The organism is Deltaproteobacteria bacterium, from assembly GCA_026388545.1.
In the GTDB taxonomy this organism is placed as follows: Bacteria; Desulfobacterota; Syntrophia; order Syntrophales; family UBA2185; genus JAPLJS01.
The window spans coordinates 29,035-54,752 of sequence record JAPLJS010000077.1 but is presented as its reverse complement, the minus strand read 5'-3'; the positions used below and the strand labels follow the sequence as shown (position 1 = coordinate 54,752).

Below are 25,718 nucleotides of genomic sequence, written 5' to 3'. Positions count from 1 at the left end.
TGTCACAATATCAACTTTGTAACACCATCCCACGTGGTACCGCAAATCCTTCAGGGGCTTTTCATCGCCATCGAACGCGGCCTCAAGGTGCCCCTCGTCTATAATACAGGCGGATACGATAAGGTTGAGACATTAAAGATTCTAGAAAACGTCTTTGACATCTATATGCCTGACTTCAAGTTCTGGGAAGCAAGGTGGTCTGAAAAATTCTGCAAGGCCCCTGACTACAGGAAAATTGCCACGGCGGCCATAAAAGAGATGCACCGCCAGGTGGGCGACCTGCTCATCGATGAATCGGGTATTGCAGAAAAAGGTTTGCTCGTGCGCCACTTGGTCATGCCTAACGACGTTTCAAATACGGGGGAGGTCATGACATTTCTCGCCGATAAAATTTCGGAAGACACTTATGTAAATGTGATGGATCAGTACCATCCCTGCGGAAAGGTCTTCGGGGACACGACAATCAATCGCCGGATCACGAGAAATGAGTATATATCGGCTCTCCGCTCGGCAAAGGAAGCCGGTCTTCACAGGCTGGATTCGTGGATTTAAGCCGGTTTCTTATCCTTTTCCTTGAAGTAATCCCACATCCCCCGGATACTATTGAGAGAAAAAATCTTTTCCCGGGACTGTACATCTTTAGGCAAGGTGCTGTACAAAGATAGCCCCCGGTCGTTTTTCAACAGGTCCTCATAGATTTTGTCTTCCAATAACTCGCCTCCCCCTCGATAATGCTTTTCCACCGTGGCCATCCAGTTTTCCAACTGGTCGAAACCCGTGTCAAATACGTTCTTCACGTCTTCCCGGTAACCGTAATGGCCGAAACAAACATGGGATACATCTAAGGCCGCAACCTTTTCCAGAGAGCTCCGGTAAATCTCATAGACAAAGGGCGGGGGAGTCGCGATACGGAGGTAGAGTCCCTTATCCAGCGGATAGTTTATCCCTGCGACCTCTCCGAGAAACAATATATCCCCGATCTGATAGCATAGATGATTGAGTGCGTGACCGGGCGTCTCAAACACGTTGATCACTGCCTTCCCGGTGTCAAGCGGATTCGCATAGCTGAAATTCTTCTCGGGAACGGCAGCGATTTCCCCGTACACGTCGGCAACCTTTCCAAGGAACTTGCGGGAGCCCTCCCACAACTTGGAAGGATCAACCATGTGACGAACGCCCTTGGGATGGCAGATGACCTTCGCTTCCGGAAAATGCTGTACCAGAACCCCTGTGCCCCCGGCGTGGTCAATATGGATATGCGTCAGCAGGATATAATCCAACTTCTCCACGTTGAGCTGCTTCAGGGCCTCCACAAGAACCGGGATGGTGGAGCGTGGACCAGGGTCCACTGCCATAGTCAGGCCATCCTTCCTATATATCCAGCTGTTGAGGAAATTATAGAATCCCTCCAGCGGTTGATCCAGATCTACAATGGTGAGATTTTCCATGGGTTGATGTATTGCCATTTACGCCTCCTTACTTAATGTAATTATCAGTGTACATCCTACATTTGAGAGCTTTAAAAAACTTCCAATCTGTCATTTCGACTGAAAGGAGAAATATTACAACCTATTGATAGTAAATAATATTCATCTGAACGGCCGCCAAAGAAAATTACTTTTTCCCGAAGAGTGTTTCCAAAAGAATGTCAATGGCGAGATACTGTCTGCTTACTATCTTGCCGTCTTTGTCGATCAGGACCATGGCCGGTATGCCTACAATGCCGTAAGTACCGGCTATATCTCCATTTTCATCGAGAAGCGTTTTGTAGGAAATCTGGTATTTTGCCGCAAACTGCGACACTCTGTTTTTCGGCTCCTGAATGTCGATGTTCACCACTTCAAGGCCACGTTGGCCGTAGGTTTCATAAATGCTTTTGTAGTGCGGCATCTCAGAACGGCAGGTGGGACACCACGTTGTGATAAAGATCAACAGTACCGGTTTGCCCCTATGGGTACTGAGTTTGAATCTCTGATCAGACAAATCTTTCAGATTAAAATCCGGCGCCATTGCTTCGGGGAAACTTTTGCCCCTATCCGGTGATTTGCTTTCGGTGCATGAGATCAATGGAGGTAGCACAGCCATAATCAATCCCAAAACCACAAACAAGAAAAACCTGACCCTGGTATTCATAAAGTGAGTTCCTCTAAACCCATACGCTTCCCGCCATTATGAGAAAGTATTCTCCGATTGCCAGGAGTATCCATCCGGACATGTGGCTAATCCTTGTCATCCACATGCCTGATTTTGGTATACTGGCTAAAAGGCCGGCAAAAGTTCCAAGTATAATAAGAAATGTTCCCATTCCAAGAGCGAAAATAAAAAACAGACTCATTCCGAAGATTATGTCCTGGCTGGTTGCAACATAGCTCAACAGCACCGCAAATACAGGAGCCGTACAGGGACCTATAACCAGTCCTGAAACAGCGCCGATAAAAAAACTGCCCAACAAACCCTTTCTCCGTGATTGTACCTTCGTTACAAAGCCCGGTACGCGCACGGGCAGCGTAAAAACTTCAAGCATGGATAATCCCATGAGGATACATATATTGGCAACAATAAAATATGTCCAGGGGTTTGTCTGGATCTGTCCGAATAATTTGCCAGTTAAGGCGGCAACGGCGCCTAAAGCTGTATAGGTTAAGGACATGCCAAGAACGTAGACAATTGAGAGGACAAACCCTTTCACCTTAGAACCGCTGCCGTGGGCGCCGATAAAGGCAAGCGTGATGGGTATAACCGGGTAAATACAGGGAGTAAAACTGACGAAAACGCCTCCCAGGTAGGCGGCTAAGTAAGCTAAGATGAAAGACCCGTGCAGATAAACAGACAGGCCGTCAATGAAATTTTCCATTTACGTTTCAATCGGTAATAAGCCTTGAAATAGACACTCGTATCAATTAAACTAATAGAGGATTCTTGAATAGCATAACATCTTCCACTTATCAACTTTATACAGATGTTGCCTGCTTTAAGAAGGGTGTTCAGGATGTGCCCTTTTAACCTTCATTACGAGACAAGCTTTCCGTGATGGAGGCTTTGGGATATCATGGACGACACTTATCGCTTGCACCGGACACAGAAAGGATATATACAATTATATTAAATATAAAAAACAAGGAGATTTTGTTTGAATGGCTAAAATGTTGAAGGATGCGTTAAAAACCATCGAGAAATACAAAAGTACAACCCCCCACTATAGCGAGCTACTGGATATCCTTGGGGAAATATTAATTATCAGGGAAGAATACCGGCGCAAGATGAAAGAGATTATCTTTCCGATAGATGAGGGACTCATGAAGAAGAAAATAGCCGGTGGATTACCACTTATTGATTTTGCTAACGGAACTTTTGACCTGACAGCACCGAAACAGTACTTTTTGTCACTCCTGGAAATTGCCGAAAAGCGTGTTCCCGGGGAAACGAAAGAGATTGTTCAAAAGATTCAAGATGGCAGCTTCGATTTTGAAAAAATGATTTGTGACTCTTTCAGTTCACTCCATGATGATGATGATGATATTCCGGACGATCTGGACGAAGATGTGATAGATCTCATTGATCTGTTTCTTGAAGAAAGTCTAAGACCAGCCCTGGAAAAGGTTGCAGAAAAGTACGGGAAAATCATTACGGAGACCGGATGGAATGAGGGATACTGCCCGATCTGCAGCAAGGAACCGAAGATCGGAGAAATAAGAGAGGAAGAGGGAAGGCGGTATCTTTTTTGCACACAGTGCGGATTTGAGTGGCGTTTCAGACGCATCAAATGTCCGTTCTGCGGCAATGAGGAACAGCAGACACTGGCCTTCTTCAGCATTGATGGAGAGGAAAAATACCGGGTTGATGTTTGTCATGAGTGCAAGCGATATATAAAAATAGTGGATTTCAGAGAATCAAAAGAAGAGGCCAACCTCGATGTCGAGGATATTGCTACGTTACATCTTGATATGCTTGCCAACGAAGAAGGGTATGATTAACAACGACTGCTTTGCACAAAGTCACTATTTCGAGATCATCAACGCTGAAGCGCAGCATATATGAATGACAAAAACATCAGGGAAGTCATTCGCGACCTTGAAAAAGATTTTAGTAGATGGGAACTGCCAATCGTATCCTCGCTGGCCGAAAAGCATAGCGGTCCCTTCACGATCCTGGTATCAACAATCCTGAGTCTGAGGACAAAGGATGAAGTGACTGCAAAAGCGACGGAGCGACTCTTAGCCCTGGCGGTGACCCCGGAGGATATGGTAAAGCTCTCCGAAGAGGAGATCATCAAAGCTATATATCCTGTTGGCTTTTACCGAAACAAGGCGAAAACGATTCTGTATATCTGCAGAGAATTGATTGACCGCTTTGATTCACGTGTGCCCGATACCATCGAGCAGTTACTCACCCTGAAGGGTGTTGGCAGGAAATCAGCCAATCTTGTTGTAACTCTTGGATATAATAAAGAGGGGTTATGTGTCGATACGCATGTCCACAGGATATCAAATCGTTTGGGCTATGTCAGAACAAAAACCCCTGAGAAAACGGAATATGCGCTGAGAAACAAGCTGCCGTCAGAATACTGGATGAGATATAATACCCTGATGGTTGCATTTGGTCGGCACATCTGCCTTCCCGTCTCACCGTTGTGCAGCAGGTGCCCCGTTAAAATATACTGTGACAGGGTCAGTGTTGCCAGAAGCAGGTAAGGCGGAAAGGGTTGGGATGGTTGCCGGAATATATATGTTTTTCTTAAACGTGGAATCATCTGAAAATTGAAGAGGAGGTGTTTCATGGGCGTTAAAGTTGCTATTAATGGTTTTGGCAGGGTCGGCAGATATCTCGTCCGGGCGTGTCTGGGGCATGATGAAATCGAAATAGTAGCTATTAATTCGAGAGCAAAGCCGGGGACACTTGCCCATCTTCTTAAATATGATTCTGTTCATGGTAAAATCAAAGCAGATGTTGCGGTAGACGGAGACAATCTTCTGGTAGATGGCAAAAGAATAAGAATAACAAATATTACTTCAGGCTTGGCAGGCCTCCCCTGGGGGGAACTGGGCGCCCAGATAATTTTTGAATCGACGGGTAAATTCAGAAAAAGAGATGAACTTTCGGGTCATTTGTCCGCCGGGGCGAAGAAGGTGATACTGGCAGTTCCCGGAAAGGGGGTTGATGGTACATTCGTTATGGGTGTTAATGAAGGGACCTACAATCCGGATAAACATCATATCGTATCCAATGCGTCGTGCACCACCAACTGTCTTGCGCCTGTGGTTAAGGTCCTGCACGATCAATTTACGGTTGTCAGAGGTTTTATGACTACCGCGCACGCTTATACAATGGATCAGAGGCTTCTGGACGGCTCCCACAGCGATTTGAGAAGGGGACGGGCCGCTGCAATGTCGATCGTTCCGACATCGACGGGAGCAGCCACTGCTGTGGGTCAGGTAATTCCGGAACTGAAAGGGAAGCTTGACGGAGTGGCGCTGAGAGTTCCAACCCCCAACGTTTCGCTGGTTGATCTTGTGGTGGAAGTGGCACGGCCTGTTACCGTGTCAAGGTTTTTTCCTGGTATGATAACGAAAGCGGGTATGCATGCAGAATGAGGGATCTCGCCCTTTATATGGCAAAAAAATCGTTTGGAGCATGAAATGAGAAGACCCTTTATTGCCGGCAACTGGAAGATGCACAAAACGATCCGGGAAGCCGTTGATTTTGCAAATCAATTGAAGAATGCGCAAAGAGGGTATGATGACAGGGAGGTAGTTATTGCCCCCCCCTTTCCTGCACTGTACGCTGTTGCGGAGGTGCTGAAGGAATCGGGGATTCGTATTTCCGCCCAGAATCTCCATGAGAAGCCGGAAGGTGCATATACAGGAGAAGTGTCTGCCGGCATGCTGATAGACGCAGGGTGTGAGTATGTCATCGTAGGCCATTCGGAACGCCGGACGCTCTTTGGTGAAAAAAATGATGTCATCAACAGGAAGCTCAAAACCGCGTTATCATTCGGTTTGAGGCCGATATTCTGTATCGGAGAAATTCTGGAAGAGCGGGAAGAAGGCAGGACTTTTACCGTTGTCGAAAAACAGATAAAAGAGGGGTTGAATAATTTGACCACTGATGATATAAGGCACCTCTTCATTGCCTATGAACCGGTCTGGGCAATAGGTACCGGCAAGACGGCGACGCCTGAACAGGCACAGGAGGTGCATGCATTCATTCGTGACGTAATGGGCAAGGCATATGGAAGGGATGTCTCAGAAGATATCGCCGTGATCTACGGGGGAAGCGTTAATCCGGGTAATATCGGCGGTCTTATGGTCCAAGCGGACATCGATGGTGCTTTGGTGGGGGGAGCGAGTTTGGATATTGACTCGTTTGTCAGGATAATTCGATTTTAAATGGATTTTTTTAAAGGGATATAATAACGTGCAAATAGTATTTACGATCGTGCATATTGTGGCATGTGTCGTCTTGATCCTCGTTGTTCTCTTGCAGGCAGGCAAGGGGGCAAGCATGGGGGCGGCCTTTGGCGGATCAAGTCAGACAGTTTTCGGGAGCAGTGGTCCGGGAACCTTTTTAGGAAAGATGACAACAATTATTGCCACTGTCTTTATGTTGACGTCCCTTACCCTGTCATACACGGCACTTCACAGGGGGTCGTCATTGACGGAAAAAGCGGTACCGCAGACACAGCAGCAAACAGTGCCGGCGCCGGCAGAAAAAGCTCCGGCTGCCGCTGAACAGCAGGCGCCGCCAGTACAACAGAAATAGTTTTTTCAAAGTCATTCCCGACCCGATCGGGAATCCAGCTCTTTATAACGCTACTGTTAGCGAAACAAAAACAAATGCCGAGGTGGTGGAATATGGTAGACACGCTATCTTGAGGGGGTAGTGGACAAAATCCGTCCGGGTTCAAGTCCCGGCCTCGGCACCACTAATAAAATCGGGTGGTTAGCTCAGTCAAGGGTTAGCCCTCTTTGACTTTTCCACCTTAACCAAATTCTCACCACAAGCACAAAAGCGGTGACTTGCGTTTTACTTCTTGCGGCATATTGGACACTCTGCCAAAACCGCCATTTTCCTTTCTTGTTTTTCCTTAAAATCTACCTGATTAACATTCTCAAACAGACCACACCAAAATACAGCGCCGCAATTCCAAGTACAGACCAGCAGAAGAAATCAATCCATTTTCCCCCTTTCATGATTTCCTGGTCCCAATCGGTTTCTTCAATAAGATACTTGATTTTCCTGGTCATATCGCTCTTCCTTGAAATGATACGGGGAATCCGGTCGGCAGTATTGGTTGGAATGTCTAATTCATAGACTCTCAAATGTTTGACTCTCATAAGCGGTCCTTCTCTTCTTATCGGAAAAATGTATTGTTATTTTATGTAACCCAAACGCTATAGATGATATTTCCTGATAACGGCGGCCACGACACCTGCTATCCTCAATTTCTCTCATGGGTGCAGTGTAATAGAACAATCGTTCTATTGTCAAGATATTTTTTCTGTTGACCCATTATCTGTGCGTGGTAAGCTATGTAAGATTCATATTTACCAGGAGGATAAAAATGAAAAACGTTGAAATGAAAGTAGAAGGCAATGTTCTGACAATTCAGGTTGATCTTACAAAAGAATTTGGTCCATCATCTTCGGGAAAGACCATAATCATTGCATCAACAGAAGGGAATGTTTCCATTCCCGGGTATGAGGAAGCGAAAATAGGATTGAATGTCTATAAGAAGAAGTAAAACGGCAAATGCTGAAATTATCTATTACAAGGTGGTTATATCACTTTTCAGGTGTTGCGGAAAAGACAGCACTTATTGTATTCTACTGCCATGAGTAATAAAAAAGATAATAAGCCGCAGAAAACACAGTTTGATTTTCTTGTTCAAAAAATCCCATTTTTGGCCTGCCTTTCGGAAACTGAGTTAGCCGTATTCAAAAACCACATTATTGAAAAAGACTTCTTAAAAAACCAGGTTATCCTGCACGAAGCGGATACGCTCAATTACCTCTATTTTGTTTATTCCGGTAAGGTAAAGGCCATACAAATCAGCGCCGATGGCCAGGAGATGATTCTCGCTATTCGTAAAAGAGGTGATTTCTTTGGTGAAATGGCAATACTCGATGGGATGACGGCGCCGGCTACCGTTGTGGCTATTGAGGACACGAGGGTCGGCTTTATCTCAAAACAAGATTTTGAGAACCATCTGCTGCAGAATAGAAAGGCCCTTATGGAAATTATTTCCATGCTCTGCTCGCGATTAAGAGAGGCATGGTTAATGCTCAAGGTCTTGAGCTTTGCGGACGCCGATCAGCGGATACGGATGGTGCTGATAAATATCGGCGACCAGTTCGGGGTTAACGATCCGAGAGGAACAATAATCAATTTAAGACTTACGCACCAGGACATTGCCAATCTCGCAACTACCGCGAGAGAAACGGTGACCCGTGCCATAAGCCGTTTCGTTCAAGCGGGGGAGATTGAAATACTGGAAAAAAAGTATATTATTCTTAAACCTGACTTTATCAAAAATACTGATCTTTTGTGATCCGAAGGGTTTCTCAGACCTGCTGCGCTTTCAAATTTCCCGGCTTGAGCATTGCGTAAGCGAACTGCATCACCGGCGTGGACACGTTGTGTTGAGCGCCCATGCGTACGACTACGCCGATCATCGATTCCAGTTCGGATGGCTTTCCTGATTCCACATCGCGCTGCATCGAAGGCTTTATGCCCGGTGCGCTGCTGTCAATAAACGCGAGTGTCTTTTCTACCACATCTGTATCGAGCGTCACGCCTCTTGCCTGTGCAACCGCAGCCACTTCGCCGATGGCCTCGGTCAGCACGGCGCGCGCTTCCGGCACACTGCGGTACTCGCCGAATGTAACTCGCGTCAGGCTTCCCATCGCCATGACGGGTGCGATAAACACAAATTTTGTCCACAGGACTTTCAGGATATTGTCGCTAACTTCAACGGTTGCGCCGGCTGCTTGCAGCATGGAGTAAACCTCATCCAGCCGCGGCGTCGTCCGGCCGTTGAACTCGCCCAGCACGATACGGCGGAACTGGCTGTACTGGCCGATTACGCCCGGCGCTTCAATCGCTGCGGAAAGCCACGTCGCTCCGCCCAACATGTGTTCCCTTCCTGCCACGTCGCCGATGCGATCCGCTGCGTCTATACCGTTCTGGAGCGAAATGATCACTGTATCCCGGCCGACCATCGGTTTGATCAGTTTTGCCGCTTCGTCGGTCTGATGCGTCTTGGTCGCAAAGAGTATCACGTCCACCGGCCCGACCTCGGAAGGGTTATCGGTTGCTTTGGCGGGCACGATTTGGAAATCTCCATGGACGCTTTTTATGTGAAGACCTTTCTCACGGATGGCCTGAAGATGTGCCCCGCGCGCGATGAAGGTTACGTCCTGCCCGGTTTGTGCAAGCAGCCCTCCGTAATATCCTCCGACTCCGCCTGTTGCCATGATCGCGACTTTCATAGAATCCTCCTCTTCAATGACGAACACTAGGTACATTACATCAAAAAGGGAATAAATACAATGATTGCTGAGATTGGTTGAAGAGACGGAAAGGGGTGAGACGGTAAATCGTATTGCAAAGAGTTTCGTCTTGCAATATCATGCACTATCAGGATGCTGAGTGAAAATTCGAGCCTTATGGAAATTATTCATCGTATCCGCTCACTGCGGATTCATATGTAAAAGGGGAGGTCTCTATGGAATTTAATCTATTGGTAGGGGGAGAGGCGGGACAGGGGCTTGCTTCAATCGAAAATGAATTGATAGAGCTCCTTGCCCGGCTTAATTACTGTTATTTCGCGACGAAGAACTACATGTCCCGAATCCGAGGTGGCCACAATTTTCACATGTTCCGTGTTGCCGATGAGCCTGTAAGCGCTTTGAGCGGAAAGGATTGGGATATGATCATAGCCCTGGACGAAGAAACGGAAGCCAGGCATAAGCCCGACCTGAAAAAAGGCGGGATTTTCCTGTCAAGCAAGCACGTGCAGGAGATCGAAAAAGCGGCTGTTGATACGTATAAATCAGCTATTGCGGGTAATTCGATCATGGTGGGAATCATTTTCGGTGTTATCGGCTGTACACAGGAATCTATGGCAAAAGCAGTAAATGATCCTCAGCTTATTGATAAACTGCAGACAGGGTTTGCCTTTTCCGAACGCTGGAATTTAACCAACACGGCGCCGGTGATTCCGAAAGCAGGGGCGCGGTTGAAATTTGACGGCAATCAGGCCCTGGCCCTGGGGGCCCTCCTCGGTGGTTGCCAGTTCATGGCGGGTTATCCGATGACGCCGGCAACGTCAATCATGATGTATATATCGAGAGCTTCCCTGGAGTTACCCGTTCATTTTGAGCAGGCGGAAGATGAAATTTCCGCAATTAATATGGCCCTCGGCGCCTCCTATGCCGGACTGCGCTCAATGGTGGCCACTTCCGGCGGCGGTTTTGCCCTCATGCAGGAGGCGGTTTCATTGGCCGGTATGACGGAAACGCCTATCGTGATTATAGAGGCACAGAGACCGGGACCGTCTACCGGGCTGCCCACACGAACCGAGCAGGGAGATCTTAATTTTGTCTTGCATTCCGGTCATGGAGAATTCCCACGTGTAGTATTCGCCCCCGGTTCGATAGGTGAGGCAGTCGCCCTCGCCAAGAGGAGTTTCGAACTGGCAGACAGGTATCAGGTGCCGGTTTTTATTCTTACGGATCAGTATTTTGCCGATTCAATGCATGTTATCGAAGAAGAAATCCCAACAGATGTAAGTCAACGGGAGTATCAAACCTACGATGCTCGTTATAAGCGCTATCAATTGGTTCCCGACGGCATATCTCCGTTGACATATCCGGGGTTAAGTGATGCCCTGGTAAAAGTCGATTCCGACGAGCACACGGAAGAAGGTAAAATTACGGAAGATCTCGATCTGCGGGTCAGGATGGTGGACAAAAGGCTGAAGAAAATGGAGCTTCTCAAAAAAGAGGCCGTAATGCCCACACTCTTTGGTGATGGGGATGCGGATGTGTTTCTTCTGTGCTGGGGTTCCAACAAGCTTATCGTAAAAGAGGCCGTGGAAAGATTTCGTGCTGACGGCAAAAAAATGGGAGCCCTCCATTTCAGTCAGGTATTTCCACTTACCGGGGAGATGGTTGCGGCCTTCGATCTTTCTAAAAAGAGATTACTAAACATCGAAAATAATGCGACGGGCCAATTTGCGAAGCTGTTGAAGCGTGAACTGGACCTCAGCATATCCGACTGCATTCTGAAGTACAACGGAGCGTGCTTTACGGTTGAGGAGATTTACCAGTCAATCCGGAAAAAAATTGCCTAAAGGAGCTGAAAAATGAGTCTGAAAAATGAAACAGCATGGTGTCCCGGGTGCGGAAATTTCGGGATTCGCTCTGCCATTGAAGAGGTCTTGAGGGATATCCCCGTTTCTCCGCAGGATACTGTCTTTACTTCCGGGATCGGACAGGCCGCAAAGATGCCCCATTACTTAGATGTCAATTATTTCAACGGCCTCCACGGCAGATCAATTCCGGTTGCAGTCGGCATTAAACTCGCGAGGCCGGAATTAACCGTTATTGCCTACTCCGGCGATGGTTGTATCTATGGGGAGGGTGGAAACCATTTCATTCATACGATCAGGAAGAATATCGATATTACTATCCTCATCAGCGATAATAAAGTGTATGGTTTAACCAAAGGCCAGAGTTCTCCCACGACGGATACGGGTTCCAAGAACACCCTGGATCCGCAGGGAAATGCAAACATACCGCTCAATCCCCTGTCGCTGGCGATTACCATGGGTGCTCCATTCGTTGCGCGGGGCTTTGCCGGAGAACAGGAGCACCTGAAGGCTGTCATTAAAGAAGCGATCCTGTTCAGGGGGACGGCCATTGTGGATATCTTACAGCCCTGCGTCACGTTTAATAAGATCAACACCTATCAGTTTTACCGGGAACGGGTCTATAAACTCGATACTCCCGTTACCGACAAATACGAGGCGTTGAAGACGGCAGAAATCTGGGGAGAAAAGATCCCGATCGGCGTCATTTATAAGAATGAGAGCATCAGAGCGAGGGAAACGGAAAAGTGGTTATTCAGGAATCCTGTTTCAAAAGAAGGGATTATCGGTTTGTTGAAAACGAGGCATGCCACAGCGGCATAGGAACGGCGCTTCGAAACTGAGGCATATCTTCAGCAACCTAAATATTTTATAACAGACAAGATTTTCGAAATCCTGACTTTAAAAAGTTGACGGTTTCGAAAAAGTTGAGTTTCGTCTCAAATTGTCATTAATACGAAAGTAGCTTTACTCACCCCCTTTTCTAAAGGGGGCCGGGGGGATTTTTTATTCCCTCTGCAAAATCCCTCTAAATCTCCCTTTATAAAAGGGAGACTTAATAGAATCGAAAATTTGCATGCCTTCGCGGTGTCACCACAGAACATGATGGTTTCCCGCGAAGGCGGGGACCTGAGTGACATGGTTTTTGACTTGTTAAGAGTTCATCAATTTCAACAGGATTACTTTCTGGAGCTCACTGCCGGATATACTGCATGGGAAATCACTTCTGAAATGGTGTCACTGGTACAAAATCCCATATTATACGTACTATCTATTTTGTGATAATAAACAGATATTACGGAACAACCTAACAATTATTTGACAAATATTTCAAATACCTATACAAATTACTCAAATTTCGTTCAGCTTTTTTCAGGGGACCAGGAAAAGCGTACTACGTATATTAATTGTAAGGCGGGCCGCTTGAGCTGCGCCATGATACATTATAATAAAACAAACATTAATGGCGCATCTCCACGCTCTCGCTTCCTCGCTGTCCGGCTGTGCCGGACTGATTCGCTCGGTCGCTTGCCCGCCTTACGGGAAGCTGACCGGCTACATTCTGTCTCGCGTTTACCGGCGGACCGCTGACAGCGGCCCGCCTAACAAAAACGCTCGACCTGCGTTGTCACGTGCCTGCATGCTATGCAGCAGCAAGCACGCGCCACCGCCGGTCAGCTTCCCGTTAAACAGTAGAAATGAAAATAAATATCGTTCATCATAATTTTCAATTATGTCAGGAGGAATTATCTTATGTTAAATTCATCTCGCGTATTGTTACTGATGTTACTGTTATTCACTTTAATGTCTGGATGTGGCAGCACAAAAACAGGACTATCTGCTATTGCTGGACACAGTGGTTTTGATAACGCCCGAACAGTCAATATATATCCGCATGCAAATGTGAGTACTGGGCCGTCGATCTACACAGGACTTGGTGCGCAATGGAACGCATCACGTCCCGATACTGTATTAATAATTGTCGCTGTGTGGCAACTGCAATCGTACACGGGAATAACTGAAGCTGAGTTGAACATTGATGGCGAGAAAATTTTATTAACTCCACCTTCAGGTTCAACAACAGATTTTGATACAATTAAAAATTATTGGGTTTATCGACAGTCAACGCGGGCATTCGCAACAGACATTGCTATCGTTAAAAAAATAATAGCGTCAAAACGCACATGGTTGCGTATACACACACCTACAGGGTATATCGAGGATGCAGTAATTGACGGCGCAACAGATAGTAAAGCATATAACGCACTAATTCGCTTCATTGCAGCAGTCGAAGAGAAGTGATATTCATCCCAAATCTCGGCAGACTAGTAAAAGTAAACACCATATAAACCTATAATATCATGGCTCTTTTAATTATTTTCGGTTAAGCTGGCAAAACAAAATATATTGAGAAAAGCAAAAAAAAGAAAATAAAATCGTTCAACCAGACAATCCACCCGATCGCTACGCTCCGGGTGATTTTTTCGTTAGCAGTGCAAAAGATGTATAGATCAGAACGAAGGCACTTATGATAGAAACCATCAAAGCATATGATATTATAATCAAAGGTCTTAATGAAAATATCAGGGGCCTAAAAGCACATCCAAAAATTCTTGATAAAGAAGAGCATAAATATCTGCATCCAGTTTATGAAAAATCCATGTATATTGCAATTTGCTTATCCGATCTGATCATTGGTTTAAAGTATCTTGATGTCTCAAATGCATTGAAAAATGGCTATGAAACGAGCTATTTTTCTCGAAATGTTGCACACATGTCTTATGAGCTTATTAATCATCAGGAAAAGATAGTTGGCACAGAAGTGGCCAAGACAATCAAAAATCGGATAGGCGATGCGGCATTTTCTGAATTTAAAGGTAGCGCTAAAGAACTCAAGGATGTCAAAAAGGAATATTGCAAAAAGCTAAATTACATTAGAAACAATCTGTTTGGTCATAGAACTGCTAATGGTTCTGAAATGGCCGCAGCTATGCTGGAAATTGATGCTGCCGAAATCTATAAAATCGGTAAGCAAATATTTGATGTATACATTAGAGTAATCGTAGCCTACGTCAATTTATTGAGTAAACTATAAGCATGAAAAATGCAGCCAATCCAGCCGATCGTCGCGTTCCGGCTGATTTCTACGTTCATGCGTCAAAGGAGTCATTACAGACCATGTCGTTGAAGGACAAATGCACCGAAATCCAACGCTTGATCGACGCGTTTGAGGCCGAGGCTGGAAAGTTCCACGAAATCCAATTCCACACCTACCACATTACACAGGATGGCAGCCCAATCTTGACGCGTAAGTTCGTGCGCCCGAACCACGCGATAATGCTCTGGCAGTACTACGGGAGCCTCGACACCGACGAAGATATTGAGCAGTTCGTTGCGAACGTAAATGATAGCAACTTGCAGTGGGGGCTTCGCGGCTCCGCGCTTACACTTATGGGCGTCATTGAAGGTGATGCCACTCCTTTGTTTGTTCGCATGGCAATTCGAGCGGGGAGCCTTTTCAGCGAAGATGAGTCACGCTACATCAAATCGCGTGTAGTTTCGGAGATCCAAGAGAAAGAGAAGGCGAAATCAACGTCGGGAAAGTCTACAGCAGCAGTCAATGACAACCCACTTGCGATTTGGCTGAATTTTTTGCTGTACCACCTGTCTCTCTCGAACCCCGGCAGAGATCAGGCCCACCGAATTGAGCCGGAACCATTCGCACTGTCTCTATTGGCACTTGAGCGTCTCGCAGAGGGTATGGTGGTGGGCAAGATTGATCGTTCGACAATCGCACTGTCAGACCTGCGCTTCAAAGTTGCTGTGTCCTTTCCTGGCGAGAAACGGCGGTACGTCTCAAGAGTCGTCGATGCTCTTCGTTCACCGCTGGGCAAAGATTCCGTCTTCTATGATTTCGACTACCAAGCACAACTCGCCCGCCCCAACGTTGATACATTGCTGCAGCAGATTTACCGCGATCAGGCTGATCTCATCGTTGTCTTCCTTTGTGCCGAATATGCAAAGAAACAATGGTGCGGTTTGGAGTGGCGTGCGGTCCGGGAGATAATCAAAGCAAAGCAAGACGATCGTGTTATGTTCGTCAGGTTCGACGACGCGCCTATTAACGGGCTGTTGTCTATTGACGGCTATATTGACGGCGCCACACATACTACAAAGCAAATTGCTGACTTTATACTTATGCGTGTGGCGTCACTCAAAAAAACGCATAACCCCGCTGCGTCAGGGGACGGCGAAAAAGCGCGCCGCCCCTGAGCAGCCCGTTCATGCCGCCGCTTGCGCGGCGGCATGAATCTAATTGTCTAAAAGGAGAGAGAAATGCGGAAAAAACTGAATGTGTTGTTGGCCATTACTTTTTTCCTAATATCAGGCTGCGCGGTCACCAAACAAGCGCCGGTTGTGCCTCCTGAGGAGCTGACTCTCCAAGAGGTTCACGAAATTACTTTAAGTAAAAACGCAATATTTACGAGATCGCTCGAATGGATGGTGCGAACCTTCGTTGATTCTGCACAGGTAATTGAATTGCGAGATAAAGAGGATGGCAAGATTATAGGGAAAGGTATGACAGAGTTCTATAATGGAGAAATGTCCACTCCATGTCGTTTCACGATGATGATTGAAGCAAAAGACAATAAATACCGGGTCACTTATAGCAATTTCACCGGTATGTGGGGTGCGGCCCGCAACCTACCAAGGCCACTCTGGCACTCAGGGCACATCGAACAAGTGAAGGTGAAATTGAGAAAATTAGACGCCAGCCTTTATTCGTATCTTTCAGAGGAGAAAAATAGCAAGGATTGGTAGCAGGCATGCTCCGGTTTTCTACAAGAGCGCTAACCACGAACTTCATCGGAGCCGCAGAACAGCGGGCCGCTGAGCTTTTCGTTGGGGTAAATATTAATGGCATCTAGGATATCAAAGATAAAGTCTATTATTGAAATCATCATTGGCGTAGGTGCTATAGTTTCAATAATATTATCTTTTTGTAGCATAAGAATAGCTAACGAAGCTAATCAGATTGCTAAAAATACCGCTTCAGTTTCACAACTGCAATTTATTCAAGAGAACAGACCCTATCTAGAAGTTATCCCTGTTAAATTTGATGATGGATCATATATGGAGTTTGCGGAAATTGATACTAAGCAGTGTGAGATTGGTTTGAAATACAAAATTAATAATGTTGGAAAAGTTCCTGCAACTGATATTTTAGTGCCACAACTTGCAAAGCTTTCAGAAGACATGATTAAAAATGGTTCTAAATTAGAAGGCTTCAAATCACAACCTACTATCAGTTTAGCACCCGGGGAACATGTTTTTCTGAAAGTTAAAGAAATAATTAAGCCTCATACTGTTACATCCGAAGCTTATCTGAGGAACTATAAAGATGGAAGTCAGTCTGTGAGTCTGGAATTTCAAGTAATTTATCGAAGTGAAATAAATAAAGAAGAAATTTACTCAACTAAAACATGTTACAAAATATTTAAAAATAATTTAATTTTAGAATCATATAAACATACGAAAATAAATGATCCTGTATATGTGGAAGGTTATAATAAACTGTTTCATAGTTTTTCTAAACAATAGTGAATAAAGGACACCCCAACCAGCCGCTGCACCCGATCGCAGCCCGCTGGGCTGCTCCGGGTGAGATTTTCGTTGGGCGTAAAGGAACACAGGGATGCAGGAAATAAAGCCATTATTTGATTTTACCACCAATAAATCAAATACATTGATTCATCAATCTTCAGCAGAAATATCGATTAATCAACATACCTATACGGGGAATGGTGAGGTTCGATTAGAACTAGTACCTCGCGCCAATATATATTTCTATGGATATTTCCAAGGTGTATCTCTCAAGGATGCTATGGATGTTTTCTCAGGGCAGACCGATATTACCACCTTTTCAATTAATAGTCGTCAGTTTGAAGGATTTCGCCTGAGCAGTGGGGGTGATGCAAATTCTCAAGAATTTCATCTCAAATGGTGTCCAAAGTCGGAACCTGTTTATGGTGTTGGTGATGAATCAACTAAAATGTCATTACTTGTTTTTCACATATTCAATTTTGTTGATTTGTTGGGAACGCATAGTTCAGTACAGAAAGACGAAAATGGAATGCATAGGATTGAGCACGTAGACTTAATGTGCGTTCAATGGCATGTTGAGTTGAAGTCGCTACTCTCAACACGAGAGGAAATCAAAAAACTTAAGGAAGAAGGTGGATACCGCTTAACTCACGTTGGCGGCATTAAGCGAGTTGATAATGCATTGTTTTCTGGAAAAGATGCGCAAGAATGCTTAAAGGCACTACGTTTCTTTCTGTCCTTTGCCAAGGGTGGCTGGTGTGAACCAATATGTGTTGTTGGTTTCGACGAATCTGGCAATCGTGTTTGGGAGTCCTGGTCATCACCCATGGAGCCTTGGCATGTCCCCTTGTCTTGGTTTGACCACCATACTGGCTCTCAACTAACTGCCTTGTTTCCTATATTCATGAGGAAATGGGAAGATGGCAGCTGGCGAGATGCCTTGGAAGAAGTTATTTATTGGTATTTGAATGCGAATTTCTCATCTCGCGGGATAGATGCTGGCATCATTTTAACGCAAGCGGCAATCGAAAGGCTTTCATACGAATATGCGGTCAAGGACAAAAGGCTCCTCCTGTTAAATGGGTTTAAAGATCTATGGGCGTCAGATAAATTTCGCCTTCTATTTTCTTCGCTGAAAATACCGCTCGAAATACCATCGGAGACACCTGAGATAGCTAAACTTGCCCGAGATTTCAATTGGCTGGATACACCACATGCGTTAACAGAAATCCGTAATTCTCTTGTTCATCCCGAACACAAAAGACGTGGCCAACTTGATTCTGTTTATTATGAGGCCTGGAATCTTGGTTTGTGGTATCTCTCGATGGGACTATTGGCAGTCTGTGATTACGCTGAAACCTATGGAAACAGGTTAATGAAAAAAAGAATAGTGGGGCAAGTTGAGAAAGTTCCGTGGGGTTGAGTGATAATTATTGCCCAACCAAATAATCCAGCCGATCGCTAACGCTCCGGCTGATTACGTCGTTGGCGATAGAGAGCATGAGCAATGGGTAATGCGTGAATACGGTAGTGATTATGTCTATTTCGACAATGGGATTATGACATCATTACGGCAATCAAAATAAGGAGACTTAAATGAAAAAAGTAGCGGCAATAATCTTTATTTTTGTTATTTCGATCATGTTTTCTGTTCCGGTGTATGCTCAAACGGCAAAAGATATTAAGGGCTGGAATAAGGCTAAGTGGGGAATGACAGAAACGGAAATTGTTTCGGTATTTGACGGGTTAGTATTAAAAGATAAAGAAAACCCCCTCGACCAGTACGCAAGTTTAAGAATACCAAAATATTCAGTTGGTGGAATTGATTTTTTGGTTAGGTTTGAAATGGGCAGCGATGATAGGTTGAGGCGCGTGGTCTTAGTCCATGAAGGTTCAATAGCCTCTCATTTTGGACAGTTTGAGCAATTACTAACAACAAAATATGGGCAAGCGGCACAAAAAGACGAGTCAAAACCATCTTGGACAGGGTACGATAAAACAACAGCATGGGTGTTGCCATCTACTAAGGTAGGGTTAAACTACACATGCACACGGGGGATGGGGTGTGCTTTGATAATTAAATATGAAGACCGATCCTTAATGAAGGATGATGTGGATAAATTATAGCCCTGCCCTGCGGAGAAAGGATTGAATATGAAAAGATTAACAATGATATTTTTGCTTTTATTCGTTTGTGTTGGTTGTGATCAGAGCACAAAATACACAGCCAAACATTTCTTGGAAGGTCAGCAAACGCTGAGCTATATGGGAGATATTTTTAGGCTGAGTTACACTGAAAATACAGGAGCTTTTCTAAGTTTGGGGGCAGGCATGCCGGAAAAACTGCGTTATGCAATGTTGGTCGTTATGGTATCCATATTTTTATTTGGATTTTTGCTTTTTGTAATTCTCAGCAAAAAACTCAATTCCTTAGCGGTATTATCTAGCGCGCTAATAATTGGTGGTGGCTTGGGCAATTTGATTGATCGAATTATAAATAAAGGATCGGTTATTGATTTCATGAATATCGGTATAGGCACGATCCGGACTGGTATTTTCAATGTAGCAGATTTGGCTATTATGGCAGGTGTTTTAATGTTTGCAGCATTCTATGTAAAGAAACCGCATAACCAGGCAAATCCAGCCGACTCGTAAACTCGCGACTGATTTGCGTCGTTAGATTTCTCGAAAGAAGAACGATGAAAAGAGAAGAACGCATCGCAGAAGCATATCTGAAATCATTAGGCCTTGGAGACGTGGTTTTTGAGCCAAATGGCAATATCCCTCCCGACTTCTCGTTGAACGGAACAATTGCGATTGAAGTCAGACGACTGAATCAGCATTCTTTCAGAAACGGTGAAGTGCGTGGGCTGGAAGAAGCCAGAGTGCCTTTGTTCGGCCTCTTGCCGTCAGCGCTAAGCGAATTCGACTCGTTGTATGACGGACATAGCTACTGGGTTTCCGTAAGATTTCGTCGACCGATCGGAAAGAGTGCTGTCAATAAGAAGGCAATCGCCAAATCGCTGTCCGCCTTTCTAAAGAGACCTCTTCAACTTCCATGCGATCTAAAGGTGACAGAGAATATTTACTTTCATGTCTTTTCGAGCCAAGCAGTAGAAGGCAAGGTTTTCCGATTTGCTGGTGGAACAGACAGGGAAAGTGGCGGATTTGTTTTGTCGGAGTTTACAAAGAATTTCAAACACTGTGTGGAAGAGAAGATCCAGAAGGTCAAAGAGTACCGAGACAGGTATCCTTCATGGTGGCTTGTTTTGGTAGATCATATTGCTCACGGGTTTAAACAAACCGACAAGGATGAAGTGAAATCAATGATTGGACCGATTACTTTCTGGGATAAGGTGGTCGTTCTGGATAGCCTATCGGGGAATAGCATACTGCAAATCTAACAACCGCATGAACCGGATCGTGTCCCTATCGGGCCACTCCCGGTTATGCAGGCGTTAGCGCAATAATAATTATTTTGACTTACACGGTAATGTTGGTTATTATAGCTATAAATACCAACATGATTGGGAGCATTTTATGAGAACTATTCAAATGACCTTAGATGACGACTTGGTGGCAGCCGTTGATAGTGTTGTTAAAAAACTAAAGACAACTCGCTCTGCTTTTACCCGAAAAGCATTGAAGGATGCTATCAGGCAGGAAAATATCACCATGCTCGAAAAAAAGCATAAAAGGGGATACGAGCTTTACCCTGTTGACAAAACGGAATTTAGCATTTGGGAATCGGAACAGGAGTGGGGTGATTAATGAAGCGAGGTGATGTAAGATGGTACAAGTTCAAAAGTCCTGATAAGAAACGTCCTGTGGTTATTCTAACAAGAAATTCTATTCTGGAATATTTGGATGAAGTTACAGTCGCACCGGTAACTTCAACAATAAGAGACATACCAAGCGAAGTGCTTTTATCCCAAGAGGATGGTATGCATAATGATTGTGCTATTAATTGTGACCACATACAGACGGTTTCAAAATCAAGAATGGGATCATTAATCACTACCTTATCTAAAGAAAAGCTGGGCGAAATTCGTAACGCAATAAGTTTCGCCTTAAACCTTTAACTTCTATTGAGAATCCGCTAAAAAAGACCGAAAGAATCAATCCACCGGACACTCGTTCCTCGCGTTGGCAATTACCAATTACCTTACCCTTGATTAAAAAAAGCAGGACCAAACAGGTCCTGCTTCGAGGAAAAGAAGTGTTGGATAGTACACTTCGGGGTTAAAAAGACGTTATAAAAATTTCGTTTTGCGGTCTAACGACACTTTTGCAATGGTCCCTTTTGCCGGAAGAGGGAGAGCCTTCTTGTTTATATGAAGCACACCGGTGAGTTTTTTGCTCAAGGATTCAGACCGCCTTTCAGCTACAACACCATTTCCGGGGCCTACAACCAGCGCTGATAGATCACGGACAAAATGTTTCAACTGCTCTGCCTGGGCATTCATCTCTTCCGATGCACTGGCGGATTCCTCGGAATGGGCAGCCGTCTGCTGGGTGATTTGATCCATTTCAGCGACAGACTTGTTGATCAGTTCAATGCCCTGAGACTGCTCCTGTGAAGCAGCGGCAATTTCATCGATGAGTATTCCAATCTTCGCGGCAATCTCAACATTCTCTTTGAAGGCATCCCGGGTCAATTGAGTCAGTTCATTTCCGTGGATTATGCCCTTTATGGTGTTCTCAATCAGATCGCTCGTGTTCTTTGCCGCCTCCGCCGCCCTCATGGCAAGGTTTCTGACCTCGTTGGCCACGACGGCAAACCCGGCGCCGGCTTCCCCGGCACGTGCCGCTTCTACGGCCGCATTGAGTGCCAGGAGATTCGTTTGAAAGGCGATCTCATCAATCGTCTTGATGATCTTGCCGGTTTCTTTACTGGATTTTGTTACATCAGCAATCGCCTCAGCCATAGTAAGCATGTTTACATTTACATTCTCAACGATGCGCTGTACTTCTCCCATCATAGCTTTCGCCTGCCGGGCGTGGTCGGCATTCTGCTTTGTCATGGAAGCGAGTTCCTCTATGGATGACGAGGTCTCCTCCAGGGATGCCGCCTGTTCAGAGGACCCTTGTGCTAATTGCTGACTTGAAGAGGATAGCTGAGCTGAGGTTGAGGTTACCTGTTCGGCGCCGTCAGAGATGCCTGCGATGATGCGGTTGATCGGCTTTGATACGGATCGGGCAATAAAGTACGAAAAACACAATCCACCCAGGGAAATGACACAGATGACGCCAAAAATAGTATAGTATATCGGTATAAGGTCTTTTTGTATGTCGTCGAAATAGAGACCGGAGCCGATAATCCACCCCCATGGTTCAAAAAGTTTTACATACGATACCTTGGGAACCGGCTCGGTCATTCCTGGTTTCGGCCAAACATACTCTACGAAACCTTCCTGCTTGTTTTTACACACATTGACCATCTCGACAAAAAGATTTTTTCCGTTTGGATCTTTCATGCCCGATATATCCTTTCCATCAAGTTCAGGTTTAAAAGGATGCATGATCATTTTTGGTCCAAGATCGTTAATCCAGAAATACTCGCCATTACCATAGCGCAGACTCTTGATCCTGAGCATCGCCTCCTGCTGTGCTTTGTCCAGTGGAATATCTCCTCTTTTCGCCATTGCATCGTATTCAGACATTACCGTATAGGCTACCTCCACCACATTTTTCACATTAAGACACCCATAATCCAGCATGTTTCTTTTGAACCTGAAGCTCACTGCAATGAATGATAACGCGAAGCAGAGAATAATCACAGTGCCGAGGAGAAATATTTTTGTTGACAGTTTCATTGTGCCTAACATTGCTTATTTACCTCCCTCTCTCTTCGTTCATCTTACGGCTGGTTAAGCAAGCCTTTCATCTATATTGCATTCATTATCGGTACTAAGCTATTGATTCTTTAGGCAATTTAGTGCCAGATTATTATAGGGAAAATACGAGTATAAAACCAGTATTAAAGGAGGGATTCGTTGAGGATTGCCTGGTTTCTTAAAGGCGGGGTTGTTCATTTTTTTTAATCGTAACAATTATGTAATATTCCTTTGAGAAAAAACAATTATGTATTTTACGTGAAAACGAACATTTCATAAGTATTCGTATATATACACAAATATGTCTTGGCAAGATAATTGCTAAAGATTACTACAGATACTTCTCTCTAATCTTTAATTTAATAAGGATGGTGCGATCATGGTTAGTCAAATCAACTCAGGCGACACAGCCTGGATACTGGTGAGTTGTGCTCTGGTACTTTTAATGACACCAGCCCTGGCGCTTTTTTATGGCGGTATGGTACGCCGGAAAAACGTTCTTTCCACGTTAACCTTGAGTTATATCTTCATGGCTCTCATAGGGGTGCAGTGGCTGCTGTACGGTTATTCCCTTGCCTTCGGTACTGACATTGGTGGATTCATCGGCGGCCTGAACTTCGCGGGATTTAACGGCGTAGGCGCTCTGCCCAACGACGACTACAGCAAGACCATTCCCCATAGCCTTTTTGCCGCCTTTCAGATGATGTTCGCGGTCATCACACCGGCGTTGATCACCGGAGCCTTTGTGGAAAGGGTAAATTTCAAGAGTTTTCTACTGTTCAGTTTGATCTGGGCTACTCTGGTATATGATCCCTTGTGCCACTGGGTCTGGGGACAGGGCGGCTGGCTGAAACAAATGGGTGTCCTGGATTTTGCCGGGGGAACGGTAGTGCATATTGCGGCCGGTTTTTCGGCACTGGCCTTTGCGCTGGTTATCGGGCCGCGTAAGGGGTTCGGCAAGGCCCCTATGGAACCACACAATATCACGCTTACGGTCCTGGGGGCAGGTTTGTTGTGGGTAGGCTGGTTCGGCTTTAACGCCGGTAGCGCCCTGGCCGCGAACGGTGTGGCGGTGAATGCCCTCCTGACCACCAACACCTCTGCAGCAACAGCCGGTCTTGTCTGGATGATGCTCTCCTGGCTGGATGGCCGGCCCAGCCCTTTGGGAATCGCCACAGGGATGGTAGTAGGTCTGGCGGCAGTAACCCCGGCTTCGGGTTTTGTAACACCTTTGGCGGCTATGGTTATCGGGGCAGTAGCCGCGCCGCTGTCTTATTATACCATGCGTTTTCGGGACAGACGCAAACTGGATGAGTCCCTGGATGTGTGGGCATGTCACGGTATCGCGAGTTCCTGGGGCACGATAGCCACCGGTCTTTTCGCCACAGTAGCGGTCAACAGTGACGGCGCCAATGGCCTGTTTTTTGGTAATCCCAAGCAGCTCGGCATCCAGCTCCTGGCCGTGGCGGTAACCATAGTCTTTAGTTTTGGGGTCACCTTTGTGGTAGCCAAGCTGCTTGACTGGAGTATAGGACTGCGTGTAACGCCCATAGAAGAGGAGGTCGGCCTGGATATCAGCTCTCATGGGGAGAGGTCCTACTCATAAATATGAAAAGCTTATTTTATACTTTGGAGATTTTACCATGCTGAAAAAGATTGAAGCCATAATTCGTGAAGATAAGGTCAACGATGTAAAGGATGCCCTGATTGAAATTGGCATTGTGGGGTTAAATATATTTGAAATCCGGGGACATGGCCGCCAGGGCGGCATTAAGCTGTCAGGCCGTGCCGGCACCTACATGGTAGACATGCTGCCCAAGATACAGGTTAACATTATTTTAAGCGAACACAACCTGGAAGAAACGATTCAAGCCATTCTCAAAGCCGCCTATACGGGCGAACCCGGTGATGGACTTATTTTTGTCTATCCCGTGGATGAGGTAATTCGCATCCGCACCCGTGAACGGGGACAGGATGCAGTGATGTATCCCGGCGATATTGATGAAAAAAAAGGCCGGGGCAAGGCTATGGGCGTTTAAAGACGAGGACGGCTTTAATAAAAGCCGTCTTTCTCTATCCTAATAATATCTTGTTGAACGTATCAGGAGACAAAACCAGCATGATTCACGCTCTTTATCATGCTCCGACAGAAACCCTGGGACTTATCAAAACCTGCCTCGATAAAAGAGGCATGGACGTAGCAGAACATCACTTATACGCAGGATGCCAGATTCCCCCTTTCACACATGAGATCGAAGCCCTCATTGTTATGGGCGGGCCGATGAATGTTAATGAAACGCACCTCTATTCATTTCTGGATACTGAAGTGAAACTTATCAAACAAGCAACGCTGGCTGGACGGCCTGTATTGGGTATTTGTCTGGGCGCCCAGTTAATAGCAAAAGCCCTCGGTTCCCGCGTCTACCCAAACAGTGTTCGGGAGGTTGGATGGCGCCCAATTGAACTCCTTCCGGAAGCACGCACAGACAGGCTCCTTTCGGAAGCCCCACAGACATTCGATGTTCTTCACTGGCATGGCGACACCTTTGATCTTCCCCCAGGCGCCGTACACTTGGCCAAATCACATAATTGTGTTCACCAGGCCTTTCGCTGGGGCCCTTTAACCTGGGGACTGCAATTCCATCTGGAAGTCACCCCTGAGATGATCGAGACTTGGGTTCAAGGCGAAGAATCTGTTTCCTATATACGTGGCGCCGGGGAGGCCCCCCAGGCGATCGTCGAAAAAACACCGACCTCGTGTTCAACCCTTCGGCCTTTGGCGGAACAAATCTTTTCCTCGTTCCTTGATGCTATTTGATTCTTGAAGGTGATCATTTCCTGGTAAAAGGTATGAACGGGGCCAGAAATGAACAATTTTGTAGATAAATGTGCGTTCCTGAGGCCAA

Annotated in this window: 29 protein-coding genes, 1 tRNA gene and 1 pseudogene; 25 read left to right on the top strand and 6 right to left on the bottom strand. The window is 45.7% G+C overall.

What is annotated here, in order from left to right:
* Nucleotides 1-552: radical SAM protein (locus NTW12_09665; GenBank protein MCX5846601.1), on the top strand; the 552-nt coding region annotated here is incomplete at its 5' end.
* Here the strand turns inward: NTW12_09665 and NTW12_09660 are convergent.
* The 3 genes from NTW12_09660 to NTW12_09650 all read right to left on the bottom strand — a co-directional run bounded on the left by NTW12_09660 (nt 549) and on the right by NTW12_09650 (nt 2,854).
* On the bottom strand, nt 549-1,466 hold the full coding sequence (locus NTW12_09660; protein ID MCX5846600.1) for an MBL fold metallo-hydrolase: 918 nt from the start codon (nt 1,464-1,466) through the stop codon (nt 549-551). The genes NTW12_09665 and NTW12_09660 overlap by 4 nt on opposite strands.
* 148 nt (nt 1,467-1,614) lie before the next feature.
* A complete protein-coding gene (locus tag NTW12_09655) occupies nt 1,615-2,085 on the bottom strand; it encodes a TlpA disulfide reductase family protein (GenBank protein MCX5846599.1) in 471 nt (156 codons plus the stop codon).
* 61 nt (nt 2,086-2,146) lie between these two features.
* Entirely contained in the window at nt 2,147-2,854 is a 708-nt protein-coding gene (locus NTW12_09650) for a sulfite exporter TauE/SafE family protein (GenBank protein ID MCX5846598.1), read from the bottom strand.
* A 280-nt stretch (nt 2,855-3,134) separates the two neighbouring features.
* Here NTW12_09650 and NTW12_09645 point away from each other — a divergent pair, with 280 nt between their 5' ends.
* The 6 genes and pseudogenes from NTW12_09645 (at nt 3,135) to NTW12_09620 (ending at nt 6,922) form a co-directional block, all read left to right on the top strand.
* On the top strand, nt 3,135-3,974 hold the full coding sequence (locus tag NTW12_09645) for a formate dehydrogenase accessory protein FdhE (GenBank protein ID MCX5846597.1): 840 nt from the start codon (nt 3,135-3,137) through the stop codon (nt 3,972-3,974).
* A gap of 60 nt (nt 3,975-4,034) precedes the next feature.
* Nucleotides 4,035-4,691, top strand: coding sequence for an endonuclease III (locus tag NTW12_09640; GenBank protein ID MCX5846596.1), 657 nt, complete (start codon nt 4,035-4,037; stop codon nt 4,689-4,691).
* 84 nt (nt 4,692-4,775) lie between these two features.
* Nucleotides 4,776-5,635: pseudogene (locus NTW12_09635) on the top strand (type I glyceraldehyde-3-phosphate dehydrogenase).
* Nucleotide 5,636: 1 nt separating this feature from the next.
* Nucleotides 5,637-6,386 carry a triose-phosphate isomerase gene (gene tpiA / locus NTW12_09630; protein ID MCX5846595.1) on the top strand — a complete coding sequence of 250 codons (750 nt, stop codon included), beginning with the start codon at nt 5,637-5,639 and terminating at the stop codon, nt 6,384-6,386.
* A 28-nt stretch (nt 6,387-6,414) separates the two neighbouring features.
* Nucleotides 6,415-6,759 carry a preprotein translocase subunit SecG gene (gene secG / locus NTW12_09625; GenBank protein MCX5846594.1) on the top strand — a complete coding sequence of 115 codons (345 nt, stop codon included), beginning with the start codon at nt 6,415-6,417 and terminating at the stop codon, nt 6,757-6,759.
* 76 nt (nt 6,760-6,835) lie between these two features.
* Nucleotides 6,836-6,922, top strand: a tRNA-Leu gene (locus tag NTW12_09620).
* Between the two features lie 169 nt (nt 6,923-7,091).
* On the opposite strand, the gene NTW12_09615 is transcribed toward NTW12_09620, so the two are convergent.
* Nucleotides 7,092-7,334 carry a hypothetical protein gene (locus tag NTW12_09615; protein ID MCX5846593.1) on the bottom strand — a complete coding sequence of 81 codons (243 nt, stop codon included), beginning with the start codon at nt 7,332-7,334 and terminating at the stop codon, nt 7,092-7,094.
* A 227-nt stretch (nt 7,335-7,561) separates the two neighbouring features.
* Between NTW12_09615 and NTW12_09610 the strand changes: the two genes are divergently transcribed.
* Nucleotides 7,562-7,741, top strand: coding sequence for a hypothetical protein (locus NTW12_09610; GenBank protein MCX5846592.1), 180 nt, complete (start codon nt 7,562-7,564; stop codon nt 7,739-7,741).
* A 90-nt stretch (nt 7,742-7,831) separates the two neighbouring features.
* The gene (locus tag NTW12_09605) at nt 7,832-8,548 is read left to right on the top strand and encodes a Crp/Fnr family transcriptional regulator (protein MCX5846591.1); all 717 of its coding nucleotides are present in this window, start codon (nt 7,832-7,834) and stop codon (nt 8,546-8,548) included.
* 13 nt (nt 8,549-8,561) lie between these two features.
* Here the strand turns inward: NTW12_09605 and NTW12_09600 are convergent, their stop codons facing one another.
* A complete protein-coding gene (locus tag NTW12_09600; protein MCX5846590.1) occupies nt 8,562-9,488 on the bottom strand; it encodes a 2-dehydropantoate 2-reductase in 927 nt (308 codons plus the stop codon).
* A gap of 236 nt (nt 9,489-9,724) precedes the next feature.
* On the opposite strand from NTW12_09600, the gene NTW12_09595 reads away from it, so the two are divergent.
* The 13 genes from NTW12_09595 to NTW12_09535 all read left to right on the top strand — a co-directional run bounded on the left by NTW12_09595 (nt 9,725) and on the right by NTW12_09535 (nt 21,057).
* Complete coding sequence (locus NTW12_09595; protein MCX5846589.1) at nt 9,725-11,353, top strand: 2-oxoacid:acceptor oxidoreductase subunit alpha; 1,629 nt, start codon at nt 9,725-9,727, stop codon at nt 11,351-11,353.
* Nucleotides 11,354-11,365: 12 nt separating this feature from the next.
* Nucleotides 11,366-12,193: a thiamine pyrophosphate-dependent enzyme gene (locus tag NTW12_09590; GenBank protein MCX5846588.1), complete on the top strand. Its 828-nt coding sequence runs from the start codon at nt 11,366-11,368 to the stop codon at nt 12,191-12,193.
* A 930-nt stretch (nt 12,194-13,123) separates the two neighbouring features.
* On the top strand, nt 13,124-13,672 hold the full coding sequence (locus NTW12_09585) for a hypothetical protein (GenBank protein ID MCX5846587.1): 549 nt from the start codon (nt 13,124-13,126) through the stop codon (nt 13,670-13,672).
* 226 nt (nt 13,673-13,898) lie between these two features.
* Nucleotides 13,899-14,465, top strand: a complete 567-nt coding sequence (locus NTW12_09580; GenBank protein MCX5846586.1) for a hypothetical protein — start codon at nt 13,899-13,901, stop codon at nt 14,463-14,465.
* 2 nt (nt 14,466-14,467) lie between these two features.
* A complete protein-coding gene (locus tag NTW12_09575; GenBank protein MCX5846585.1) occupies nt 14,468-15,643 on the top strand; it encodes a TIR domain-containing protein in 1,176 nt (391 codons plus the stop codon).
* 63 nt (nt 15,644-15,706) lie between these two features.
* Entirely contained in the window at nt 15,707-16,192 is a 486-nt protein-coding gene (locus NTW12_09570; GenBank protein MCX5846584.1) for a DUF4468 domain-containing protein, read from the top strand.
* Between the two features lie 96 nt (nt 16,193-16,288).
* The gene (locus NTW12_09565; protein MCX5846583.1) at nt 16,289-16,972 is read left to right on the top strand and encodes a hypothetical protein; all 684 of its coding nucleotides are present in this window, start codon (nt 16,289-16,291) and stop codon (nt 16,970-16,972) included.
* Nucleotides 16,973-17,066: 94 nt separating this feature from the next.
* On the top strand, nt 17,067-18,398 hold the full coding sequence (locus NTW12_09560; GenBank protein ID MCX5846582.1) for a hypothetical protein: 1,332 nt from the start codon (nt 17,067-17,069) through the stop codon (nt 18,396-18,398).
* A 173-nt stretch (nt 18,399-18,571) separates the two neighbouring features.
* Nucleotides 18,572-19,102: a hypothetical protein gene (locus NTW12_09555; GenBank protein MCX5846581.1), complete on the top strand. Its 531-nt coding sequence runs from the start codon at nt 18,572-18,574 to the stop codon at nt 19,100-19,102.
* Nucleotides 19,103-19,129: 27 nt separating this feature from the next.
* The gene (gene lspA / locus NTW12_09550; protein MCX5846580.1) at nt 19,130-19,630 is read left to right on the top strand and encodes a signal peptidase II; all 501 of its coding nucleotides are present in this window, start codon (nt 19,130-19,132) and stop codon (nt 19,628-19,630) included.
* Between the two features lie 44 nt (nt 19,631-19,674).
* Nucleotides 19,675-20,379 carry a hypothetical protein gene (locus tag NTW12_09545; protein MCX5846579.1) on the top strand — a complete coding sequence of 235 codons (705 nt, stop codon included), beginning with the start codon at nt 19,675-19,677 and terminating at the stop codon, nt 20,377-20,379.
* 136 nt (nt 20,380-20,515) lie between these two features.
* Nucleotides 20,516-20,746 (top strand): ribbon-helix-helix domain-containing protein, encoded by a 231-nt coding sequence (locus NTW12_09540; protein MCX5846578.1) that lies wholly within the window; start codon nt 20,516-20,518, stop codon nt 20,744-20,746.
* Nucleotides 20,746-21,057 carry a type II toxin-antitoxin system PemK/MazF family toxin gene (locus NTW12_09535; protein MCX5846577.1) on the top strand — a complete coding sequence of 104 codons (312 nt, stop codon included), beginning with the start codon at nt 20,746-20,748 and terminating at the stop codon, nt 21,055-21,057. Before NTW12_09540 ends, NTW12_09535 begins: the two co-directional genes overlap by 1 nt.
* Nucleotides 21,058-21,228: 171 nt before the next feature.
* On the opposite strand, the gene NTW12_09530 is transcribed toward NTW12_09535, so the two are convergent.
* Nucleotides 21,229-22,803, bottom strand: coding sequence for a cache domain-containing protein (locus NTW12_09530; GenBank protein ID MCX5846576.1), 1,575 nt, complete (start codon nt 22,801-22,803; stop codon nt 21,229-21,231).
* A gap of 388 nt (nt 22,804-23,191) precedes the next feature.
* On the opposite strand from NTW12_09530, the gene NTW12_09525 reads away from it, so the two are divergent.
* The 3 genes from NTW12_09525 to NTW12_09515 all read left to right on the top strand — a co-directional run bounded on the left by NTW12_09525 (nt 23,192) and on the right by NTW12_09515 (nt 25,630).
* Nucleotides 23,192-24,418: an ammonium transporter gene (locus tag NTW12_09525; protein ID MCX5846575.1), complete on the top strand. Its 1,227-nt coding sequence runs from the start codon at nt 23,192-23,194 to the stop codon at nt 24,416-24,418.
* 37 nt (nt 24,419-24,455) lie between these two features.
* Nucleotides 24,456-24,851: a P-II family nitrogen regulator gene (locus NTW12_09520; GenBank protein ID MCX5846574.1), complete on the top strand. Its 396-nt coding sequence runs from the start codon at nt 24,456-24,458 to the stop codon at nt 24,849-24,851.
* A gap of 80 nt (nt 24,852-24,931) precedes the next feature.
* A complete protein-coding gene (locus NTW12_09515; protein ID MCX5846573.1) occupies nt 24,932-25,630 on the top strand; it encodes a gamma-glutamyl-gamma-aminobutyrate hydrolase family protein in 699 nt (232 codons plus the stop codon).
* Nucleotides 25,631-25,718 lie beyond the last annotated feature (88 nt).

What these genes read in the sequence shown, in the direction of transcription:
- NTW12_09560 (MCX5846582.1), top strand. Translation starts at nt 17,067, where the DNA reads ATGCAGGAAATAAAGCCATTATTTGATTTTACCACCAATAAATCAAAT.
- NTW12_09545 (MCX5846579.1), top strand. Translation starts at nt 19,675, where the DNA reads ATGAAAAGAGAAGAACGCATCGCAGAAGCATATCTGAAATCATTAGGC.
- NTW12_09585 (MCX5846587.1), top strand. Translation starts at nt 13,124, where the DNA reads ATGTTAAATTCATCTCGCGTATTGTTACTGATGTTACTGTTATTCACT.
- NTW12_09520 (MCX5846574.1), top strand. Translation starts at nt 24,456, where the DNA reads ATGCTGAAAAAGATTGAAGCCATAATTCGTGAAGATAAGGTCAACGAT.
- NTW12_09530 (MCX5846576.1), bottom strand. Translation starts at nt 22,803, where the DNA reads ATGTTAGGCACAATGAAACTGTCAACAAAAATATTTCTCCTCGGCACT.
- NTW12_09525 (MCX5846575.1), top strand. Translation starts at nt 23,192, where the DNA reads ATGGTTAGTCAAATCAACTCAGGCGACACAGCCTGGATACTGGTGAGT.
- NTW12_09655 (MCX5846599.1), bottom strand. Translation starts at nt 2,085, where the DNA reads ATGGCTGTGCTACCTCCATTGATCTCATGCACCGAAAGCAAATCACCG.
- lspA (MCX5846580.1), top strand. Translation starts at nt 19,130, where the DNA reads ATGAAAAGATTAACAATGATATTTTTGCTTTTATTCGTTTGTGTTGGT.
- NTW12_09515 (MCX5846573.1), top strand. Translation starts at nt 24,932, where the DNA reads ATGATTCACGCTCTTTATCATGCTCCGACAGAAACCCTGGGACTTATC.
- NTW12_09555 (MCX5846581.1), top strand. Translation starts at nt 18,572, where the DNA reads ATGAAAAAAGTAGCGGCAATAATCTTTATTTTTGTTATTTCGATCATG.
- NTW12_09640 (MCX5846596.1), top strand. Translation starts at nt 4,035, where the DNA reads ATGAATGACAAAAACATCAGGGAAGTCATTCGCGACCTTGAAAAAGAT.
- NTW12_09610 (MCX5846592.1), top strand. Translation starts at nt 7,562, where the DNA reads ATGAAAAACGTTGAAATGAAAGTAGAAGGCAATGTTCTGACAATTCAG.
- NTW12_09615 (MCX5846593.1), bottom strand. Translation starts at nt 7,334, where the DNA reads ATGAGAGTCAAACATTTGAGAGTCTATGAATTAGACATTCCAACCAAT.
- NTW12_09540 (MCX5846578.1), top strand. Translation starts at nt 20,516, where the DNA reads ATGAGAACTATTCAAATGACCTTAGATGACGACTTGGTGGCAGCCGTT.
- NTW12_09535 (MCX5846577.1), top strand. Translation starts at nt 20,746, where the DNA reads ATGAAGCGAGGTGATGTAAGATGGTACAAGTTCAAAAGTCCTGATAAG.
- NTW12_09570 (MCX5846584.1), top strand. Translation starts at nt 15,707, where the DNA reads ATGCGGAAAAAACTGAATGTGTTGTTGGCCATTACTTTTTTCCTAATA.
- NTW12_09645 (MCX5846597.1), top strand. Translation starts at nt 3,135, where the DNA reads ATGGCTAAAATGTTGAAGGATGCGTTAAAAACCATCGAGAAATACAAA.
- NTW12_09565 (MCX5846583.1), top strand. Translation starts at nt 16,289, where the DNA reads ATGGCATCTAGGATATCAAAGATAAAGTCTATTATTGAAATCATCATT.
- tpiA (MCX5846595.1), top strand. Translation starts at nt 5,637, where the DNA reads ATGAGAAGACCCTTTATTGCCGGCAACTGGAAGATGCACAAAACGATC.
- NTW12_09580 (MCX5846586.1), top strand. Translation starts at nt 13,899, where the DNA reads ATGATAGAAACCATCAAAGCATATGATATTATAATCAAAGGTCTTAAT.
- NTW12_09575 (MCX5846585.1), top strand. Translation starts at nt 14,468, where the DNA reads ATGAAAAATGCAGCCAATCCAGCCGATCGTCGCGTTCCGGCTGATTTC.
- NTW12_09605 (MCX5846591.1), top strand. Translation starts at nt 7,832, where the DNA reads ATGAGTAATAAAAAAGATAATAAGCCGCAGAAAACACAGTTTGATTTT.
- NTW12_09595 (MCX5846589.1), top strand. Translation starts at nt 9,725, where the DNA reads ATGGAATTTAATCTATTGGTAGGGGGAGAGGCGGGACAGGGGCTTGCT.
- NTW12_09660 (MCX5846600.1), bottom strand. Translation starts at nt 1,466, where the DNA reads ATGGCAATACATCAACCCATGGAAAATCTCACCATTGTAGATCTGGAT.
- NTW12_09590 (MCX5846588.1), top strand. Translation starts at nt 11,366, where the DNA reads ATGAGTCTGAAAAATGAAACAGCATGGTGTCCCGGGTGCGGAAATTTC.
- NTW12_09600 (MCX5846590.1), bottom strand. Translation starts at nt 9,488, where the DNA reads ATGAAAGTCGCGATCATGGCAACAGGCGGAGTCGGAGGATATTACGGA.
- NTW12_09650 (MCX5846598.1), bottom strand. Translation starts at nt 2,854, where the DNA reads ATGGAAAATTTCATTGACGGCCTGTCTGTTTATCTGCACGGGTCTTTC.